General features: G+C 68.1%; 22 protein-coding genes and 1 tRNA gene. 10 read left to right on the forward strand and 13 right to left on the reverse strand.

The window, feature by feature from the left end:
* Window positions 1–13 precede the first annotated feature (13 nt).
* The 3 genes from ACIA8R_RS12870 (at window position 14) to ACIA8R_RS12880 (ending at window position 1,487) form a co-directional block, all read left to right on the forward strand.
* Window positions 14–667 carry a GNAT family protein gene (locus ACIA8R_RS12870; protein WP_357696660.1) on the forward strand — a complete coding sequence of 218 codons (654 nt, stop codon included), beginning with the start codon at window positions 14–16 and terminating at the stop codon, window positions 665–667.
* A 124-nt stretch (window positions 668–791) separates the two neighbouring features.
* On the forward strand, window positions 792–1,364 hold the full coding sequence (locus ACIA8R_RS12875; RefSeq protein ID WP_357696235.1) for a hypothetical protein: 573 nt from the start codon (window positions 792–794) through the stop codon (window positions 1,362–1,364).
* A 49-nt stretch (window positions 1,365–1,413) separates the two neighbouring features.
* A tRNA-Ala gene (locus tag ACIA8R_RS12880) sits at window positions 1,414–1,487 on the forward strand.
* Between the two features lie 247 nt (window positions 1,488–1,734).
* On the opposite strand, the gene ACIA8R_RS12885 is transcribed toward ACIA8R_RS12880, so the two are convergent.
* The 3 genes from ACIA8R_RS12885 to ACIA8R_RS12895 all read right to left on the reverse strand — a co-directional run bounded on the left by ACIA8R_RS12885 (window position 1,735) and on the right by ACIA8R_RS12895 (window position 3,692).
* Window positions 1,735–2,355, reverse strand: coding sequence for a hypothetical protein (locus tag ACIA8R_RS12885; RefSeq protein ID WP_397038294.1), 621 nt, complete (start codon window positions 2,353–2,355; stop codon window positions 1,735–1,737).
* On the reverse strand, window positions 2,274–2,957 hold the full coding sequence (locus ACIA8R_RS12890) for a hypothetical protein (protein WP_397038296.1): 684 nt from the start codon (window positions 2,955–2,957) through the stop codon (window positions 2,274–2,276). Before ACIA8R_RS12890 ends, ACIA8R_RS12885 begins: the two co-directional genes overlap by 82 nt.
* Before the next feature lie 120 nt (window positions 2,958–3,077).
* The gene (locus ACIA8R_RS12895) at window positions 3,078–3,692 is read right to left on the reverse strand and encodes a TetR/AcrR family transcriptional regulator (protein WP_397038298.1); all 615 of its coding nucleotides are present in this window, start codon (window positions 3,690–3,692) and stop codon (window positions 3,078–3,080) included.
* Between the two features lie 145 nt (window positions 3,693–3,837).
* Here ACIA8R_RS12895 and ACIA8R_RS12900 point away from each other — a divergent pair, with 145 nt between their 5' ends.
* Window positions 3,838–4,239: a nuclear transport factor 2 family protein gene (locus ACIA8R_RS12900; RefSeq protein WP_397038300.1), complete on the forward strand. Its 402-nt coding sequence runs from the start codon at window positions 3,838–3,840 to the stop codon at window positions 4,237–4,239.
* A 173-nt stretch (window positions 4,240–4,412) separates the two neighbouring features.
* Here ACIA8R_RS12900 and ACIA8R_RS12905 read toward each other — a convergent pair whose 3' ends face one another.
* Both ACIA8R_RS12905 and ACIA8R_RS12910 read right to left on the reverse strand, forming a co-directional pair.
* Window positions 4,413–4,613: a hypothetical protein gene (locus ACIA8R_RS12905; protein ID WP_397038301.1), complete on the reverse strand. Its 201-nt coding sequence runs from the start codon at window positions 4,611–4,613 to the stop codon at window positions 4,413–4,415.
* Window positions 4,614–4,858: 245 nt separating this feature from the next.
* Window positions 4,859–5,347 carry a DUF1579 family protein gene (locus tag ACIA8R_RS12910; protein WP_397038302.1) on the reverse strand — a complete coding sequence of 163 codons (489 nt, stop codon included), beginning with the start codon at window positions 5,345–5,347 and terminating at the stop codon, window positions 4,859–4,861.
* Window positions 5,348–5,434: 87 nt separating this feature from the next.
* On the opposite strand from ACIA8R_RS12910, the gene ACIA8R_RS12915 reads away from it, so the two are divergent.
* Window positions 5,435–5,773, forward strand: a complete 339-nt coding sequence (locus ACIA8R_RS12915) for a metalloregulator ArsR/SmtB family transcription factor (protein WP_364101539.1) — start codon at window positions 5,435–5,437, stop codon at window positions 5,771–5,773.
* The gene (locus tag ACIA8R_RS12920; protein WP_364101542.1) at window positions 5,770–6,195 is read left to right on the forward strand and encodes an SRPBCC family protein; all 426 of its coding nucleotides are present in this window, start codon (window positions 5,770–5,772) and stop codon (window positions 6,193–6,195) included. The genes ACIA8R_RS12915 and ACIA8R_RS12920 overlap by 4 nt, the downstream gene beginning before the upstream one ends.
* Before the next feature lie 350 nt (window positions 6,196–6,545).
* On the opposite strand, the gene ACIA8R_RS12925 is transcribed toward ACIA8R_RS12920, so the two are convergent.
* On the reverse strand, window positions 6,546–7,529 hold the full coding sequence (locus ACIA8R_RS12925) for a hypothetical protein (RefSeq protein ID WP_397038305.1): 984 nt from the start codon (window positions 7,527–7,529) through the stop codon (window positions 6,546–6,548).
* 4 nt (window positions 7,530–7,533) lie between these two features.
* The gene (locus tag ACIA8R_RS12930; RefSeq protein ID WP_397038307.1) at window positions 7,534–8,031 is read right to left on the reverse strand and encodes a SigE family RNA polymerase sigma factor; all 498 of its coding nucleotides are present in this window, start codon (window positions 8,029–8,031) and stop codon (window positions 7,534–7,536) included.
* Window positions 8,032–8,806: 775 nt separating this feature from the next.
* On the opposite strand from ACIA8R_RS12930, the gene ACIA8R_RS12935 reads away from it, so the two are divergent.
* On the forward strand, window positions 8,807–9,220 hold the full coding sequence (locus tag ACIA8R_RS12935) for a nuclear transport factor 2 family protein (protein WP_364101551.1): 414 nt from the start codon (window positions 8,807–8,809) through the stop codon (window positions 9,218–9,220).
* An 82-nt stretch (window positions 9,221–9,302) separates the two neighbouring features.
* Here the strand turns inward: ACIA8R_RS12935 and ACIA8R_RS12940 are convergent, their stop codons facing one another.
* Both ACIA8R_RS12940 and ACIA8R_RS12945 read right to left on the reverse strand, forming a co-directional pair.
* Window positions 9,303–9,788, reverse strand: a complete 486-nt coding sequence (locus ACIA8R_RS12940) for a hypothetical protein (protein ID WP_364101554.1) — start codon at window positions 9,786–9,788, stop codon at window positions 9,303–9,305.
* 479 nt (window positions 9,789–10,267) lie between these two features.
* A complete protein-coding gene (locus tag ACIA8R_RS12945) occupies window positions 10,268–10,798 on the reverse strand; it encodes a CGNR zinc finger domain-containing protein (protein ID WP_397038309.1) in 531 nt (176 codons plus the stop codon).
* A gap of 26 nt (window positions 10,799–10,824) precedes the next feature.
* On the opposite strand from ACIA8R_RS12945, the gene ACIA8R_RS12950 reads away from it, so the two are divergent.
* A complete protein-coding gene (locus ACIA8R_RS12950; RefSeq protein WP_397038311.1) occupies window positions 10,825–11,289 on the forward strand; it encodes a GNAT family N-acetyltransferase in 465 nt (154 codons plus the stop codon).
* Window positions 11,286–12,449: an MFS transporter gene (locus ACIA8R_RS12955; RefSeq protein ID WP_397038313.1), complete on the forward strand. Its 1,164-nt coding sequence runs from the start codon at window positions 11,286–11,288 to the stop codon at window positions 12,447–12,449. The genes ACIA8R_RS12950 and ACIA8R_RS12955 overlap by 4 nt, the downstream gene beginning before the upstream one ends.
* A 68-nt stretch (window positions 12,450–12,517) precedes the next feature.
* Here the strand turns inward: ACIA8R_RS12955 and ACIA8R_RS12960 are convergent, their stop codons facing one another.
* The gene (locus tag ACIA8R_RS12960; protein WP_397038315.1) at window positions 12,518–13,708 is read right to left on the reverse strand and encodes an MFS transporter; all 1,191 of its coding nucleotides are present in this window, start codon (window positions 13,706–13,708) and stop codon (window positions 12,518–12,520) included.
* An 80-nt stretch (window positions 13,709–13,788) separates the two neighbouring features.
* Between ACIA8R_RS12960 and ACIA8R_RS12965 the strand changes: the two genes are divergently transcribed.
* Window positions 13,789–14,178 (forward strand): MerR family transcriptional regulator, encoded by a 390-nt coding sequence (locus ACIA8R_RS12965; RefSeq protein WP_364101569.1) that lies wholly within the window; start codon window positions 13,789–13,791, stop codon window positions 14,176–14,178.
* A 61-nt stretch (window positions 14,179–14,239) separates the two neighbouring features.
* On the opposite strand, the gene ACIA8R_RS12970 is transcribed toward ACIA8R_RS12965, so the two are convergent.
* The 3 genes from ACIA8R_RS12970 to ACIA8R_RS12980 all read right to left on the reverse strand — a co-directional run bounded on the left by ACIA8R_RS12970 (window position 14,240) and on the right by ACIA8R_RS12980 (window position 17,217).
* Window positions 14,240–15,664: an MFS transporter gene (locus ACIA8R_RS12970; RefSeq protein WP_397038317.1), complete on the reverse strand. Its 1,425-nt coding sequence runs from the start codon at window positions 15,662–15,664 to the stop codon at window positions 14,240–14,242.
* Between the two features lie 174 nt (window positions 15,665–15,838).
* Complete coding sequence (locus ACIA8R_RS12975) at window positions 15,839–16,714, reverse strand: hypothetical protein (RefSeq protein WP_397038319.1); 876 nt, start codon at window positions 16,712–16,714, stop codon at window positions 15,839–15,841.
* Window positions 16,711–17,217, reverse strand: a complete 507-nt coding sequence (locus ACIA8R_RS12980) for a SigE family RNA polymerase sigma factor (RefSeq protein WP_397038321.1) — start codon at window positions 17,215–17,217, stop codon at window positions 16,711–16,713. Before ACIA8R_RS12980 ends, ACIA8R_RS12975 begins: the two co-directional genes overlap by 4 nt.
* Window positions 17,218–17,340: the final 123 nt, after the last annotated feature.

Raw genomic sequence — 17,340 nt, forward strand, 5'->3', positions numbered from 1 at the left:
CGATGGGGGGATGATGAGAGGCGTGGATCGACTTCGTGGCTGGCCGGCGAACCTGAGCGAAGGCCCGGTGGGCCTTCGGCCGCTGCGGCTGAGCGACGTACGCGTTTGGCGCGAGACCAGGTTGCGCAACGCCGACTGGCTGCGTCCCTGGGAACCGAGCAACCCCGAGACCCCGCTGTTCAGAACGGGGCTCGGCCCGTACATCTCCATGGTCGGCACCCTGCGTCGCGAGGCGCGGCAGGGGCTGGCGCTGCCGTGGGTGGTCACCTACGACGGCCGCTTCGCGGGGCAACTCACCGTGGGGGCCATCGTGTGGGGTTCTGCCCGTTCCGCCCAGGTCGGTTACTGGGTGGACGGCGCGCTGGCCGGGCGGGCCATCATCCCCACCGCCCTGGCCCTGGCCGTCGATCATTGCTTTTTCACCACCGGATTGCATCGGCTAGAAGCGAACATCCGTCCTGAGAACCAGGCCAGTCGTAGGGTGGTGGAGAAGCTCGGGTTCAGGGAAGAAGGCATTCGGCGTCGCCAACTCCACATCGACGGGGCCTGGCGCGACCACATCTGTTACGCGCTGACCGTCGAGGACGTCCCCGGCGGCCTGCTCGTACAGTGGCGGCGAGCACGTGAGTCGGCCGCTCGCGGCGGATCTCCGGTCGAAGAGGTTTGACGATCTCGCGACACACCGCACCGAATGCTCGTCAATCAGTGACACACGGTCTTACGGTGCGTGACGTGAGCACAATGAAGGCGCGACGAGCACAGACGCGCTTTCGTGCTGCCCGGAGGTGGTCGTGAGCAGCGCCTTCCTCTATGTCGCCATCGTCGTGATGTGGCTGTGCGTCCTGATTCCGATGTGGTTGCGCCGGGACAAGACGAACCTCCAGGAGCTCGCCGAGCTCGAGGAGCACTACACCGGCGAGCACGCCCTGCCCGACCTGGACAATCTCGACGCCACCATCGGCGACGAGGACGCACCCGAGGTCGAAAAGGTCGATGTCCGGCAGTTCCGGCTTCGCCGTAGGGCGATCATCGTAGCGCGACGCAGACGGTTGTTGTTCTTCACCGCGTTGCTCGTGCTGGCCTCCGTCGTCACGGCCGGGGTCGAGATGATCCCGTGGTGGGGCGTGGCGCCGTCCGGGGTCGTCATGCTGGCGTACACGGCCTTTCTGCGGATCGCCGTACAGGTCGACCGGGAACGCCGCGAACGGGCGCTCCAGGCGCGCTCTGAGCGGCTACGGCGGGCACGCGAGCGGCGCCGGGCGGCGGCCGAGATGGAGGCCGAGGTCATCGACCTGACCGCACTGCACACCGACGTCCTGTTCGACCAGTACGCCGAACCGCCCAGACGAGCGGTGGGCGACTGAAAGGGTGGCGCGAGTACCTCTGGGAGTTTGCTAATCTGGTCGAGTCCTTGGGGATGTAGCGCAGTCCGGTAGCGCACTTCGTTCGCATCGAAGGGGTCAGGGGTTCGAATCCCCTCATCTCCACCCAGGGCCGTTCATGAGACGGCCGGACTGAAGTTGACGGGATCCCGTCTGATCATCGCGATCAGGCGGGATCTTGTCATTTCAGGGGTTTCCGAATTTGGTTCGTCCTGGTTTGGTGACCGCGGAGCTGGTGTCTGGGAAGGCCCGGGTGGTGTCAGGCCGCTGGTGGGGGAGCGAGATCCGGCCGTTGGGCATGGCGAAGCCGACGGTGAGTGGGGCGCTGCGACAGGGTGGCGGGTTGTGCGGCTTATGGGGCGGGTGGCGGCCTGCCCTGGCCTGCGGGTGGTGTGCCGTCGAAGGGCCCGGCTGGAGTCTGCGGGGTGTCGGCGAGTGTGACGGGCTCGTCTTGGGGCTCGTGGACGTGGCGCCACTGGTCGAGGAAGTGGTCGTTGGCGACGGTGACGAGCAGCGCAACCAGGATTGTCTGGGCGACGCGGCCGTGGGCGAGCCGGTTCTTGGGGTCGCCGAGGTCAAGGTCGTGTCCCTTGATCCTGCCGTTGAGGCCCTCAGTGTTGGCCCGGACGGACTTGTAGGTTCCGATCCAGGCAGGACTGAGGTAGGCCAGGTCCTGGCGGAATTTGTCGAGGTGGCCGAGGTCGTCCTTGCGGACGGTGATGGTGTGCTGGTGGCAGATCTTCGGCAGTTCGCCGGCCTTCAGGTCGGGCTGTGGGGGAAGGACGCGGGGTTTGGCCGCCGGGTGAGCAGCTCGTTGCCGGGTATTGGTGAGGTCGACTGCGGTGGGCCGGTTGGGTCCGCGCTGGTGGAGGCGGTCGAAGCGGGGACAGGTCAGCGATGGGGAGGTGCCTGCTGCCGGGCACTGGAAGCGGACGGTGCCGCCTGCGTTCGGGCTCTGTTTGAGGCGCAGCAAGTACGGCTCTCGCGCGCTGATGAGCGCGGTGAGTTCTTCCGATGGGCTGCGAGTGGCGGCGTCGTCCAGACCGGTAGTTGATCCGCTTTGTAATCGAGGGCGAGCCGGTAGCCGAGCTCGCGTGCGGGCTGGGCGAAATGGGCGCTCTGCTGGTCGGTGTAGGCGCGGTCGACGACTGCGAATGCTGCGGGCAAGCCGAGGGTGGGCAGGGGTTTGAGGGTGGTGATGGCGTTGGCGCCGATACGTTTGTGCGGGGTGTCGAGGACCAGGCCGAGCGCCAACTGCGGGAAGGAGCCGAGCACGGAGCGGGCGCGGGCGGCGACGGTGAGGGTGGCGCTGTAGCCGTACTCGGGTGGGCCGTTTCTGGCCGAGTGATGCCAGCCCGCGGTGATCTCGGTGGAGGCGATCAGTTCGCCGGTGGAGCGGCGAACTTGGGGCGGACGGGCGAAGACCGGGGTGGCGGTGGTGTCGATGCCGACGTCGCCGCGGAAGTGACGGAGGTAGCCCCGGCCTTTGACCCAGCGCACTGGGGTGAGCACCAGCGCGGTGACGATGTCCCGCAGCAGTTCCCGCTTGCGCCCCGGACCGCTGACATCACTCAACGCATAGCTGCAACTCCACACTGTAGGCGGCAATGGCATCGCTGACCGCGAAGACCGCGAGATCCCTTGGCGTTGGCGGCTCTCGAATGAAACCATCGTCAGGGCTGCTTGCTCCGCCCCTCATCGAACTGACGGTGCGTCCGGCGGAGCGGAGGCCTTGGTGGTGACAAAGCCGTTCCGCAAGATCTGCACGAGCTGTTGCGCATGCCGGGTGCTGGTGCTGGTGAGCGCGGCGCCGCTGGTCAGCGCGAGCACATCGGCAACGGAGAGGTCGGCGCGGACCGTACCAGCTCGTTGAGCCCGGGCAAGGAGCCGTTCCGCGATGGATCTCATAGAGTCGTGCCAGCGTTCGAAGAGCTCGGTACGCGGCGTGCCGCTGTGTTCGCTCGCGGCAAGGGCCAGAGTGCGTTTGGTCGCGATGTGGACGACGAAGCCGTCCAGCCAGGTGAAGAGGGCCTCGGCTGTGGAGGGTTCCGCGAGCAGCGCACGCCCCTGATCGCACAGCGCTGTCACTTCGTCTGAATACACGGCCACGAGAAGGTCGCCCCGGGTGGGGTAGTGCCGGTAGAGCGTCGCATTGCCCACACCGGCGCGCTGCGCCACCTCATCGAGCGGGGCATCGGGACCGTGTTCATCAAAGAGGTCCTTGGCGGCGGTGAGCAGCCGCTCGGCGTTCTGTGCGGCATCGGTTCGCCGTGCCCGCCTCGGCCTGGTCGTCTTGTCCGTGTGCGTCATCCGTTCACTCCAGGATTGAAAAACGGGGAACTCCCCGTTTAGTGTAGAGCCGAGAAATCGGGGACGTCCCCGCTTTTGTTCGAGGCACACCTCGCGACCCGACGTGGACATGCCTCCGTCGAACTCTTCAGGAGAGGAATCCGTCATGGCACTCAGCGACCAGGACCGTTTCACCATCACCGAACTGATCGCGATGCACGGTCATCTCTGCGACAGCGGGCAACTCGATCGTCTCGATGAGGTCTTCACCGTGGATGTCACCTACGACACCACCGATCTCGGGCAGCGACCCCTGAAAGGTGTGGCGGCCTGCGCCGAGGCTGGCCGGGCTCTGGGCGAGCTGAATCCGGTCGGTCACCACGTCACCAACATCGTTCTCACCGAGAACGCCGACGGGACTGTGGGGGCGCTGTCCAAGGGGATCGGCATCAACGTAGACGGCACGAGCGGGAGCGTGACCTACGAAGACACCGCCGTACGCACGGACCAGGGATGGCGCATCAGCTACCGCAAGATCCTCGCACGACGCGCTCCCCTAGGCAGGTGAGGCAATTCTGCCCCCTGGGCGTGGGAAACGATCACGAAAGACCCGGGAGGCGATCTTTGCCACCGCCATATCCGTGCTGTTCGGCCCCACTCGTGAACACCCCACCCAGGTCAAAGGCCCTTTCGGATCTTCCGGAAGGGCCTTTGTGATCTTCTGGGTGACATGTTGCATGGCTAGGCATCCCTGCCGTCGAAGATCCGGTCCATGGCCGGCGCGCCAGTCTGAATGGCGGGCCGGATCTGGTGGCGGAAGACGATCTTGGTCACGGTGGTGTCGGCATGGCCGCACAGCTGGGCGATCTCGTCGATGGAGAGATCGCTCTTCCAGGTCCCCACCGGACGCAGAGAGAAGAACAGCGTCGCCGTCGCCGGCAACGAGTCCTTCTCCGGCTTCTACCGACCCGCGCCTCGGCGCCGCGATCGTCGACCGGCTCACCTTCGACCGACTCCTACCGCCTTGCCCGGACCCGAGCCAGAGCCGAACAAGCCAGCTGACCACACTTGTCGGCATACACCTCTATGCGCAAAGGCGCGTACAGATAGACGCGCGCAGCGTGATGGTGTTGTGGCGCCTCTGCCAGGAGCGAGCTCGACGGTGGGGCTTCTGGTCTGCGAGGGATTCAGCGGCGAGGGATGGCGCTGGGGCTGGAAGCCCTCGTGAAGCTCATGTCCATCCAGTGCCGCCAGTTTGAGCCGTTGTCGGTGCGCTCCCATTCCGCCGTCATGGAGTCGCCGTCTTCGGCGATCACCAGCGTCGCCCGCTCCGTGTCACCGGCGAACGTCCAGACGCCCTCGTCGTCGACGCTTGCCCACATGGTGACGAAGTTACCGTGATTGTCGAAGGAGCGCATGGGGTAGGTCCGGCTCGCTGGATCGTAGGGCCCGATCATCTCGATGACCTCGACGTGCTCCTCATTCATGCGCACGTCCACACGGTGAATGAGGAAGTGCTCGCCGGCCAGCCACTCGTAGGTGTCCGACCCGGCGATGCGGATCGCCGGGTCGATCGCGGTGGCCGCTATACACCCCTGCGAACGCCAACGGCCAACCAGCGCATTCAGGCGCTGGTTCTCCGATCGCGGGGCACGGGTGCTGTCGTCTCCTGACATGGTGAATCCTCGTCATCGATAGTGTGTAAGATGTTGCTTAAACACTTACATGCCGTCCCGGCAGTGCGCAAACGAAGGCGGTGGCCCATGGACGACGCGCTTCGCGCTGTGGCGGACCCGACCCGCCGCGCCATCCTCGTCCTGGTGCGGGATCGCGAGGTATCGGCAGGCGAGATCGCCGAGCGCTTTCCCGAGATCAGTCGCCCTGCGGTATCCCAGCATCTGCGAACGCTGACGGCAGCCCGCCTCGTCGACGTCCGCCGCGCAGGCAATCGCCGCTTCTATCGGCTACGTCCGGAGGGGCTGGCCGAGGCGGTGACGTTCCTGGAGACCATGTGGTCCACCTCGCTCAGCCGCCTCCAGCACGAAGCCGAGCGAGAAGAACGCGCCCACACTGGTGACCAGGACATGAAGGGATCGCTGTGAGCAGGACGATTGAGCAGACGTTGCACATCCGTGCGCGTCCCGAGACGGTCTGGCGGTTCTTCACCGACCCGGCACGCCTGGCGCAATGGTGGGGAACGGCCGAGCTGGACGCCCGCCCTGGTGGCACCTTGCAGGTTGCGATGCACGAGGGCCCACGCCCGGTGATGCGCGGACGGTTCGTGGAGCTCGTGCCGTACGAACGTCTCGTCTTCACCTTCGGCTGGGAGGCCACACCAGGAGCGCCCGACATGGCACCCGAGGCATCCCGAGTCGAGGTCACCCTGACCCCGGACGGTGATGGCACCGAGCTCACCCTGCGCCACAGTGGTCTGCCGGCCGCACTCGAAGAGGAGACCGGCGACGGCTGGGCGCACCTGCTCCATCGTCTGGGCGAAACAGCAGAACGCCAGGAACTCCGCTGAACCTGGTCGAACATGCGCTTACGTCGCACCCCTGCTGCCGCCTCCGCAGCGGGATGTGTACGCCGACAACACACACAGCGTCACGAGAGAGCCATGCCCCAGACCCACGGGCATGGCTCTCTTTTCAATGACCTTCCAAGGCAGTTGATCAGCAAGTGGCTCTCAAGCCGGCCGACACATGGCTCTCTGATCCACCTTCATAGCGATACGCATCAAGCGCATACCGGCCTGCTTTGACGACGCCGTGATCAAGCAGAGAAGACACTCGATCGCCACCACCGTCACCGGCTGAGGACACTGATGCCGACCATGCCCCTGAGCCGGTTACCGCATGGCACGATCACGCACTGTCATAGGTCGCCGTCATAGACGGCCACTGTCAGCGTTCCGGGGCGCCGCAGGTACTCGGGGATGGACGTCTCCAACCGGACCCTGATCGTTGTCGTCTTCTCACTGCTCGGCCGTTTGCCCAGATGGAGGAACCCGGCCCCGGACGGCGGGAAGGAGCAGACGCCGAAGTCCTTCAGGCGCCCGTTCACCCACAGCTTCCGGCTGAGCCGCTCGGCGAGGCCGTCCCCGCAGTAGGTGACGATGGCCAGGCCGTGGCCCCTGTTCGGCACGGTGAGCGTCACCTCACGGGTGCCGGGCCAGGTGGCGCTGCCCTTGGCGACCAGGCTGAGTTCCTCCCCGATCTTCGCGAGCGGCTCGACCGGAGGCGAGGCGGTCCTCATCGTGGCCGGCGGCGTCCACTCGTACACGCCGAACCGCCATTTACCCGGAGGCGTCACCCAAGGGTAGGTCGTGACGGAGAATCTCACCGTCCGAGTCCCGGCGGGGAAGAGCTGCGTGTCGACCGCTTTGCCCCGCTCGCATGAGTTCTTCAGTGACAGCGTGAAGTCCTTGTTCAGGCCCGGCACCCGCACGCTGACACGTGGTGGCCCCGCTTTGGGATGCGGGCAGTCAGGCAGGATGGCCACCGGCTTGCCGCTCACCTTCACCTGGAATGTCGTCGATTCCTCGCGTGATGGGTCGAAGGCCGCAATGGCGAGCCTGCGGTAGACAGTGCCGTCGGACTCCTCGTACTGGATCGGGAACTTCTCGCTCACTGTCGCGGTGGTCGGCTGATCGACTTGCTCCGGCCCGCGCAGGCTGACGATCGTTCCCACGGTGACGACCGCGACGGCGAAAGTGACAGCGACAGCGACGGCCGACAACCGGCGCCGTCGCGCGCCGCGTGTCCTGGTCCGCAGTGAGTGCCACGGGATCGGGCGGTCGAGCGCAGGGCTGCTGCGCTCATCCAGCAGGTCGCGGAGTTCTCCCTGGTCGATATGCACGGCGCTACCCCCTCCTGTCGTACGCGAATGACTCGTCCACCCGAAGCTTGGCCAGCGCCCTGCTCGCCTGGCTCTTGACCGTCCCGACGCTGCAGCCGAGCGTCGAAGCGGTCTGGACCTCGGTCAGGTCCTCGAAGAACCGCAGCACGACGACGGCCCGTTGCCGGGCAGGCAAGCGGCCGAGCGCCTGCCAGACCAGTTCGCGATCGTCGGCCTGTCCCATGTGGTCGGCCGCCTGCGCCTGGTCGGGCGGCGACCCGCTGGTCAGCTCGGCCCGTCTCCAGCGGCGCCGCCACCAGGAGACGTGCAGGTTCACAATGATCTTGCGGACGTACGCCTCACGCTCGTCGCCCAGGCGCGGCCAGGCCTGCCACGCCTTCAGCAGCGCCGTCTGCACCAGGTCCTCGGCCACACCCCAGTCACGGGCGAGCAGGTAGGCGGTGCGGAGCAGCCGGTGCCATGACGCCTCGACGAACGCGTCGTACTCCGATCCATCCGCCATGTACGGTCCTTTCTCAGGCGACAGTCACCCGTCCTTACGCCGCCGGAAGAACTGAAGGTTGCTCAGGCTCAAGAAGCTGTCTTCTTTCACACTTCTGCAGTTGGTGATGTTCTCGGCACCAACTGCTGTCCGCCGGCGCGGGAAACGATCAGCGGTTGTCCGGGAAGCGATCTTCCAGGTCGCGCCTCTACCGCACCCAGCGCAGGGCGGGCTCCCTCCGTGCCAAGCGTGGCTGAGTACGGCCTCCGCTCGCTGTCGGGTGTGTGTCTTGCTGGGACGTCCGTTCGTGCCCTTGGGTGTGGGGACCGGCTCGGCGACGTTCCTGAGCATCCGCCGCAGGGTATTCGCGGTGGCCGTTGTCCAGCCGGACCGGCCTGAGGAGGTCCTGCCAGTTCGCCGATCCGTATCCGGTTTCTTCTCCTTGACCTTCACATGGATGTGATGCCTTACCGTCCCGAGCATCGATTCAGCAGGTAAGGAGTAGATCAATGCCAGGTGCCGTGATCATGGGGGCAGGTCCGGGGATCGGGCAGGCGGTGGCTCGGAGATTCGCCAGGGAGCGGTTGCCGACAGCACTGATCGCCCGGAGCGACCGGACGTTGCGAGCCGCGGTCAACGCTGCGGCTCACGTCGCGCCCGCCACGGTGGCCCGCGGGAATGGAACGATCCTCACCACGGGCGGCATGCCCGAGCCCAAGCCGGCAGGTGTCCGTACCCTGGTCACGCGGCCACGACACCGGTGGACGCGGGAAGCTCTGCACGCAGGTTCCCCGCGATGACCGGCACCGGGGCGACAGACGTTCTCACCAGGCTGCTCCACGACTGGCAGCAGGCCTTCAACGCACACCGACCGGCCGAGATCGCCGCCTTGTTCAGCCAGGACGCGCTTTTCCAGGGCATCAGTCCGCAGCTGGGACACGGTCCGCAGGAGGTCTTCGACTATTACGCCAGGGTCGTTCGCGGCACGACGGCACAGGTCGAGGTGGTGTCGGGTGGCCGGCTGAGCGAGGAGATCGTGCACGGATTCGCGGAGGTGACCTTCACCGCGCCTACCGGTGACGTCCACCTGATATGCCTGTCCGTCGTGGCCAAAAGGGCGGCCGGCACCTGGCTCATTCACCAGTACCACGCTTCCACCCGTCACGTGGGCGGAGGTTCGGCGGTCCGGGGAGGTGGGCGGCCTACGTGACGCTGGTGGCGGCGTGGCCGACGAGATCGGCGATGGTCGCGATCGGGATGCCCTGGTCACTCATGAGGGAGACGACGGGTCGCTACTCGACCACTCGCCCCGTTGTCTTCTTTCCGTCCATGCGTACGGCCAGGCAGTACACGGTCCGGTAACGCGGCCAGTCCTCCAAGGCCGGCCCAAGCCACGCCATGCCGATCTCATCCGTTTTCGACTTTTTGATGCGCATTCTGGGAAGACATCCGTTCTCCGCGAGCCGCGTCATGTCCGCATCCGGATACGGTCCCTGGGGGAGGACGTATGTGGTGGCGAACTCAGCCGAATGCGGCACGTGGCAGGGGACGACGGTCACCATGTACGTCTGGGGAAGAGGTTCGATGCAGTCGCCGGGTCGTAGATCGGTGGCGTAATACCGTTGCGTGCCGGGAATGGTGCTCTGCTGCAGGGGAGTCTGCGGGGCGGCGGCGGGTTTAGGCTGAGCGGACTCGGATGACGCCACCGGTGCCGGGCTATCTGCGCAGCCGGCGAGCGAGATGGCTAAGCAGCATGCGATCAGTGATGTGCGAACCATGGCACAAGAGTGGCAGTTTCAGATCGCCCCGGGGTCCCGGACCGGTTCGGAGATGATCGCCGCTCCAGCCGCCTCAAGGGCCTCGCCGGTCCTTCTGATCGCGAACCTCAGCAGGAGAGCCATATGACATCTGTCGTCCCTGCCCGTGACCGGGAGCGGATGCTGACGTATTCGAACGGCCAGGACTGGCTGGTGTCCTGGCACTCTGTCGATGACCCGCAGGAAGGCAGGCCTCACGGGGCCGCCGGCATCTGCGTGACGGCTGCCGATGAGCTGGTCCTGATCAGCCATGACGGCGAGCACTGGGGTTTCCCCGCAGGACGTCCTGAAGGAACGGAGACGATCGAGGAGACCGTGCTGCCGCGACCCGGGTTTCCTTTCGTGCTCTGGACGAGGCGGTGGCAGGTGACGGCCCTCGCCCGTGAGTGCCCCCGAAATGCTGGGCCAGGCCATGGCGTCGGCGTGCGGGGTTGCCTCGATCACCCTGACGTCGGCGTGGACTGGCGGGCGCGGTGGCGGCGTACCGCGTCCCTGTTGGCGCACGGCTGGGAGCAGTAACGCTGCCGGGCGGTGCGTGAGGTGTCCGCGAAGATCATCTCGCAGTCGGCGGCGGCACACCGTCCGAGCCGGTCCATCCCCCGGCTGACGAGGTGCATGGCCGTGCCCACGGAGATCAGCGCGAACAGCACCGCGCCGAGCGGCTGCAGGTCGTCGCGATAGTGCAGGTGCCAGCCGTGAGCGTGGTCGGTCAGCCGGGGATAGGCGGCCGACCGGGCCAGCATCTCGTTGACCAGCTTGGCCTTCTCGCGCTCGTTCGGGGCGTCGACGACGTTCGTCCAGGCGTCGATGACGGCGAGGGTCTGGTCGAGATCCGATGGTTCGACGGGGAGTTCCAGCACCAGCCCGGCCGTGCGGCAGCGGTCGGCGAGTTCGGGTGCGCTCGCCGGCGGGCGGTTCGCCAGTTCCGCGGCGAAGTTCACCACGTCCGCGCCGTAAGGGTTGAGGTGCACAAGCCCATTACATCAGCCTGTACGTCATGACGCGAACAGCGACAGAGCGTGACATTCCGGAACTCGTCCGCCTCCGGGCGCTGCTCTTCGACGACCTCGGCGGCGACTTCTTCAACCCCGCGAACGCCGCGGACGACTGGCGTAACGCGCTCGCACGGGTTTTCCAGCAGAAGCTGACCGAACCCGACTGCCGGATCCTGGTCGCGGACGGCGACACCGGCCTGGCCGCCTGCGGCATCGGCACGATCGAGCAGTGGTTCCCCGGTCCACACTCTCGCAACGGGCGGATCGGCCACGTCATCGGCATGGTCACCGACCCGTCGTACCGGCGGCGTGGGCACGGCCGGTCGATCATGCTCGGTCTGCTCGACTGGTTCCGCGACCGCGACGCCGTACGGGTCGACCTCACCGCCTCTCGCGAGGCGGAACCGCTCTACCGGCAGCTCGGCTTCTCCGACCATCCGGATCCCCTGTTGTGCTGGAAGCCGTGAGGGCCTCGCGGTACCGCTGGGTCATTCTGGCTGTCGCGACCCTCAGCCAGGCCACGGCCGCGTTCTTCGTGCAGGGCATCGGCGCGATGAGCGTCCACCTGCAACGAGACCTGGAGCTGAACACGACCCAACTGGGCCTGCTGCAGTCGGCGGCTCAGTTGCTTCCTCTGGCCGGACTGCTCGTGGCGGGACGACTGCTGGACCGCCACGACGAACGCTGGGTCGTCGGGATCGGCGCTCTTGTGGTCGCCGCCGCGCTGGCCGTCGGCAGTACGGCCCCGGGATATGTCTCCTTGCTCGTCGCCCTGCTGGTCGTCGGCGCGGGGTACAGCACCATTCAGCCGGGTGGGAGCAAATCGGTGGCGTCCTGGTTCGACGCCTCGCAGCGTGGCTTGGCCATGGGTGTCCGTCAGGCGGGACTTCCGCTCGGCGGCGTCGTCGCCGCCTCTGCGCTTCCCGTACTGGCGACGGCCTTCGGCTGGCGGTCGACGCTCGTGGCGGGTGCGCTCGTCGCCTTGTCGGGTGCCGTCGCCTTCATGGTCTTCTACCGCCGTCCACCGGACCGGCGTCCGATGCCGGACACGTCCCGCGTGCGGCTGGGACTGCTCTGCGAACCGTACATGAAGAAGATCATTTTGTCCGGTACGAGCATGGCGTCGGTGCACAGCGGTGTGGGCGTTCTCACCGTGCTGTACCTGCACGAGGTGGCGTCCATGGACTCCGCCTCGGCGGCCCTGGTCTACGTCGCGGTCCAGTGCGCGGGCGCGCTGGGCCGGGTCTGCCTGGCGGCCTGGAGCGACCGTCACGGATCCGGTCGCCACGCCTGCGTCATGACCTGCATGGCCGCCGTGATCATCGCCATGATGGTGTTGACGACGCCGATCGGCCGGTCTCCCGTCGCGGCCTGCCTGGTCTTCGTCTGGCTCGGATTCTTCGGAATCGGCTGGTACGGCCCCTGGGTCGCCTACGCCGCCGAATCGGCGCCGCCGGACCGGACCGGATTCGTCCTCGGCCTGGCCATGGCCGTCAGTCAGGTGGCGATCATCCTGGCGCCTCCCGTGCTCGGCCTGCTCACGGACCTGACCGGCAGCTTCGCACCCGCCTGGGCCCTGCTCGCCGCGCTGGCCGCCGCCACCATGACGATGACCGCCCGACTGTGACGCCGCGAGCTGGGCGAGATGATCCTGGTCATGGAGACGTACTGTCCCCTTGGGTGGGTGACGGGGGATCAGACGGCGATCGGGACTTCCTGTCCGGGGTCCTTCGTCGGCGTCCGCGTCCGGGGAAGGACGAGACAGGTGAGGGCCAGTCCGATCAGGCTCAGCACCGCCCCCGCCAGGCCGGTCCACCGCAGAGCGCCGGCGGCGACGATCGCGCCGCCGATGACCGAGCCGGCTGCGGCCCCGAGGTTGAAGGCGCCGACGTTGGCGGAGACCGCCAGGTTCGGGGCGGCGCCCGCGTGGTGCAGGATCAGTCCCTGCAGCGGGGCGATGGTCGCGGTGGCGAGCAGGCCGAGTACCAGGACCGCGGCCACGGCGGTGGGCTGCCACACCACGGCGAACGGGACGAGCAGGAGCGTTCCCGCCAGCCCGCCGAAGACCCCCCGTACGGTGGCGCTCATCGACCTGTCGGTCAGCCTTCCGGCGGTGAGGTTGCCGATGAAACTACCGGCGCCGTAGGCGAGCAGCAGACCGGAGACCGCCGCGGGGGAGAAGCCGGAGACGCGGATCAGTAGCGGGGCGATGTAGGTGAACACCGTGGCGACCCCGGAGAAGCCCACCGCGGTGGTGGCGATGGCGAGCATGACCGGCCGGCGCGTCACCACGCGGATCTCGTCACGCAGTCGTGTGGACGGCGCCTCCTGCCGGGGCAGGACGGCGGCCAGAAGCAGGGTGCCCACCAGGGACAGAACGGTCAGCACGGCGAAGGGAGCCCGCCATCCGGCGCCCTCCCCGAGCAGTGCCCCCAGAGGCACCCCGAGGAGCGTGGCCACGGTGAAGCCGGAGGCCACGGTGGCGATGGCCGAGCCCGTCCGCTCGGCCGGGACCACCCGGGTCGCCGTCACCAGTGCCAGAGCCAGGAAGGCGGCGTGGCTGAGCGAGGACACCACGCGTCCCACCAGCAGCAGGCCGAACGACGGCGCCACCGCGCTGATCGCGCTGCCTGCCGCGAACAGCAGCATCAGTCCGATGGCGAGCCCCTTGCGCGGCAGGCGCGAGGTCAGCAGGGCCATGAGCGGTCCTCCGGCCACCACTCCGAGCGCATATGCGGTGACCGCCTGTCCGGCGGTTCCCACGGAGACGTCAAGGTCGGCTCCGACCTGGGGCAGCAACCCGGCGATCAGGTACTCCGACGTGCCCACGACGAAGACGCTTGAGCACAATGCCGCGAGCGTCGCGAACCCCTTGTTCATCTTCATGCGGCAGACGTTAAAGTCTCATATCGGTATGAGAGTCAAGTCGAGGCGGGGTGATGCCCGGCTCGCCGTCAGGGGGCGTCGTGCGCATCGGTGAGCTGTCCCGGCGGACCGGCGTGGCCGTCCACCTGCTGCGTTACTACGGAGAGCAGGGGCTGCTCCACCCGCAGCGGCGGGCCAGCGGCTACCGGGAATACGTCGAAGAGGACGTCGCCGTCGTCCGCCGCATCCGCAGCCTGCTGGCCGCCGGGCTGAACACCTCGACCATCACCACGGTCCTGCCGTGCCTGCGGGACACCGGCGACCGCCTCGTCCCCACCTGCTCGGACCTGGTCGCCGACCTCCACCGGGAGCGCGACCGCATCGCTCAGGCCATCAGCGACCTTCAGACCTCCATGGACGCGCTCGATGACGTCATCGCCGCGGCCCCGGCCGACGTCACCCGCCGGGCCCTGGCCTCACTCAACGCGTGAGAAGTCCCAACAGAATGATCCGCGGATCGGCGGCTCACCCCACCGACGGCCCGAGGACGGGTCATGGGGTTCGTCTCGGGGAGCGCAACCGTACGACCAAGGCGAGCGACATGACGACGAGGGCCGCCACCTGAGTGAACCGGAGCGCATCCACGATGGTGACCACCTGAGTCGCTCTGTCCGCCGCTCCCAGGCCGGACAGGGCAGCGAGCGACCCACCGCCGGTCATCGCGGCGGTCAGCACCGTGAACAGCGCGCTGACCGCCACGGTGCCCATGCCGTTGGCGACCGTGTTCACCAGCGACAACAGCGCGGAGCCGGAGGCCAGGTCGGAGCCGTTGAGGTCGCGGCTGGAGCTGGACATCGTCGGCATCATGATCGCGCCGGTGCCCGCTCCCTGGAGGAATCCGAGCACGCCGAGCACCAGGTAGGACGTGTCCGGCCGGAGAACGATCACCTGGAGGAGGCCGGAGGCGATCGCGACGCCGAGCCCGGCGCCGACGACCAGCCGGGGACCGAGCCGTTCCAGGAGCCGGGCGGCGACCTGCAGGCTGACGCCCATGCCGACCGCACCGGGGACCATCAACGCGGCCGTCACCGAGGCGCCGTCCGAACGCAGGATCTGCACGTAGGCGGGCCCCAACAGGGCCGAGCCGAAGTAGGGGGCCGCGTACAGGGCGAGAACCGCGGCGCCCCGGCCGAACGTCGGGTTCCGCAGGAGGGCGATCCGCAACAGCGGTTCAGGATGGGCCAGCGCCCGGGCCGAGAACACCGCGACCAGCACCGCACCGAGGACGGCCGTGGCGATCCGCGCCCAGGCCGGGCCGTCCTGGGCGCTGATGCCGTACGCCACCAGGACGATGCCCGGAACCAGCAGCATCGCTCCGGCCAGGTCAGGCCAGCCAGGACGCCTGTGTGCGGCGTCGGCCGGCAGCCAGGCCATCGTGCCCGCGACGCCCAGCAGCGCCAGCGGCACCGTGACGAAGAACAACGCCCGCCACGACCCGGCGCCCAGGAGCAGCGCGCCCAGTGCCGGGCCCAGGATCGGCCCGATCAGCATTGGCAGGCCGGTGACCGTCATCATCCGGCCACGGCGTTCGGCCGCCACGGCGCCGAACCCGATCGCCATTCCCAAGGGCGCCATCAGGCCGGCGCCGAGGCCCTGCGCCGCTCGTGCGGCGATCAGCCAGCCCAGGTCGCCGGCCAGGCCGGCGACGGCGGAGGCGGCCGCGAAACCGGCCAGCGCCCCCACGTACACGCGGCGGGCTCCCCACCGTCCGGCAAGACCGGCGGCGATCGGCATCGTCGCGACCATCGCGAGCGTGTACGCGGTGATGATCCACTGGGCGGCGGTCAGCGACGTGTCGAACGTCGCCATCAGTTGCGGCAGCGCCACCGCGACGATCGTGGCGTCCAGCACCGCCATCAACCCGCCGGACGCCAGCACGCTCGCGGCGCGCAGCTCCGGACCTGTCAGCCTGCTCATGCCCGACCGGCCGGATCCGCCGCCCGGAGGGGGGCGCATCGCGCGTGCCCATGTCTGCCGCCCGCTGAGATCGTCTTGCGTCATGGCATCGACGCTAGAAGTTCGTCCATAGGCGAACACAAGTCGGCCGGCAGCCGTCGCCGCGTCCGCGCCAGGCGGCTCCAGCGGCTGCCGTCAGTCGCTGCCGCGCCCCAGCGGCCCGAACACGACGTTCTTCTGCTGCCGAAGGATCTTCCCGTCGGTCCCGTACGCCGTCACCGTGACAGGCGGCGAGTCCAGGATCGTGGCCTCCTTTCTCTTGGGGTCCTCAGGGTCGCGCACCAGCTTGCCGATGATCCGTACGATGAAGAACCCGTCGGCGATCCGCGCGGACGTGCGCCGCCCGTCCGCCCAGTCGACCTCGACCCGCCGCACGGCGTCGCTGACCCGCCCGGTGACGACCCGGTACACGTCGTCGTACTGGACCCGCTGCTTGCCGACGGTGTACGGATACGTGTGGTTGGTGTACGCGTCCACCTGCAGATCACCGGAGAACCCGGCCAGGTTCCCGGGCGGCCTGAACCCCCAGTAGGTGAAGACGGCGCGCTCGGCCATGTCCTTCTGTTCGGTCGGCGTGCAGAGCACGAAACCGGCGTCACTGCCCACCAGGGCGGTGACCCCGCCCTTGTCCCGGTACTCCACCAGCACCCGGAAGTCGTCGGTCACCCCGTGCTCGGGGATCCGCAGGTTCCCGTCCATGTCGTGCACGGGTCCGCCCTTGGGCATGCATTCGCGTACCAGCCGCAACTGCTCGGGGGCGTTGTCCGGCAGGGTGGCCACACCGGCCGCGGTGTCCGGGCCGGAGGTGCCCGGGGAGGGCAGAACCACCGCCGCGGCCACGGTGGCGGCCACGGTGGCGGCCACGGCCGCCGCCGTGAGTCCGGCGACCGACCACGCCCGGCGCCGGCGCCTGGCGAGAGCCCGCGTGGCGTAGGCCAGCGGGTTCACGGGGGTGGCCTCGTCGGCCATCAGGTGCAACTCTTCGGCGATCCGCCGTTCGTCGATGGTCACTGCAGGCCCTCCAGGATGACGGTCTCGCCGACCAGTTCGCGCAGGCGGGCGACGGCTTGATGGGTCTGGCTGCGTACGGTGCCCACCGAGCAGCCCATGACCTTGGCGACCTCGGACTCCGGGAGGTCTTCGTAGTAGCGCAGCACCAGCACCGCTCGTTTGCGCGCGGGCAGGACCCGTAACGCCTTGGCCAGCGTGATCCGGGTCTCCACCTCGGAGGTGCGGTCGGCCACGCCGTGATCGGGAGGCGCTTCGAGCACGCGTTCGCGGCCCCAGCGCGGGCTGCGCCACCGCCCGACCTGTTCGTGGTACATGACCCGGCGGACGTATGCCTCCGGGTTGTCGCGGATACGCCGCCAGTGGGCGGTTGTCTTGGCCAGGGCCGTCTGCAGCAAGTCCTCGGCGGCGTGCTGGTCGCCGGTCAAGACGTAGGCGAGCCTGATCAAGCTGTCGGATCGGCCGGCGACGAACTCGGTGAAGTCGCGCTGATGGTCAGGGTGCAAGGGCTCTCCTCGTGTCTCGCACCCTAAGACGCAGGAGGGCTGACGGATCTATGGCGCGCGCCAGCCGGCACCGCAGATGTCCCGGAGGCGGCAGTCAGTGGACGCGCCACCTACGAGGCGGGC

The organism is Nonomuraea sp. NPDC051191, assembly GCF_044455665.1.
In the GTDB taxonomy this organism is placed as follows: Bacteria; Actinomycetota; Actinomycetes; order Streptosporangiales; family Streptosporangiaceae; genus Nonomuraea.

What these genes read in the sequence shown, in the direction of transcription:
- ACIA8R_RS12910 (WP_397038302.1), bottom strand. Translation starts at nt 5,347, where the DNA reads ATGTCAGGAGACGACAGCACCCGTGCCCCGCGATCGGAGAACCAGCGC.
- ACIA8R_RS12950 (WP_397038311.1), top strand. Translation starts at nt 10,825, where the DNA reads ATGACGCGAACAGCGACAGAGCGTGACATTCCGGAACTCGTCCGCCTC.
- ACIA8R_RS12930 (WP_397038307.1), bottom strand. Translation starts at nt 8,031, where the DNA reads ATGGCGGATGGATCGGAGTACGACGCGTTCGTCGAGGCGTCATGGCAC.
- ACIA8R_RS12935 (WP_364101551.1), top strand. Translation starts at nt 8,807, where the DNA reads ATGACCGGCACCGGGGCGACAGACGTTCTCACCAGGCTGCTCCACGAC.
- ACIA8R_RS12870 (WP_357696660.1), top strand. Translation starts at nt 14, where the DNA reads ATGAGAGGCGTGGATCGACTTCGTGGCTGGCCGGCGAACCTGAGCGAA.
- ACIA8R_RS12915 (WP_364101539.1), top strand. Translation starts at nt 5,435, where the DNA reads ATGGACGACGCGCTTCGCGCTGTGGCGGACCCGACCCGCCGCGCCATC.
- ACIA8R_RS12895 (WP_397038298.1), bottom strand. Translation starts at nt 3,692, where the DNA reads ATGACGCACACGGACAAGACGACCAGGCCGAGGCGGGCACGGCGAACC.
- ACIA8R_RS12970 (WP_397038317.1), bottom strand. Translation starts at nt 15,664, where the DNA reads ATGAGCAGGCTGACAGGTCCGGAGCTGCGCGCCGCGAGCGTGCTGGCG.
- ACIA8R_RS12900 (WP_397038300.1), top strand. Translation starts at nt 3,838, where the DNA reads ATGGCACTCAGCGACCAGGACCGTTTCACCATCACCGAACTGATCGCG.
- ACIA8R_RS12940 (WP_364101554.1), bottom strand. Translation starts at nt 9,788, where the DNA reads ATGGTTCGCACATCACTGATCGCATGCTGCTTAGCCATCTCGCTCGCC.
- ACIA8R_RS12960 (WP_397038315.1), bottom strand. Translation starts at nt 13,708, where the DNA reads ATGAAGATGAACAAGGGGTTCGCGACGCTCGCGGCATTGTGCTCAAGC.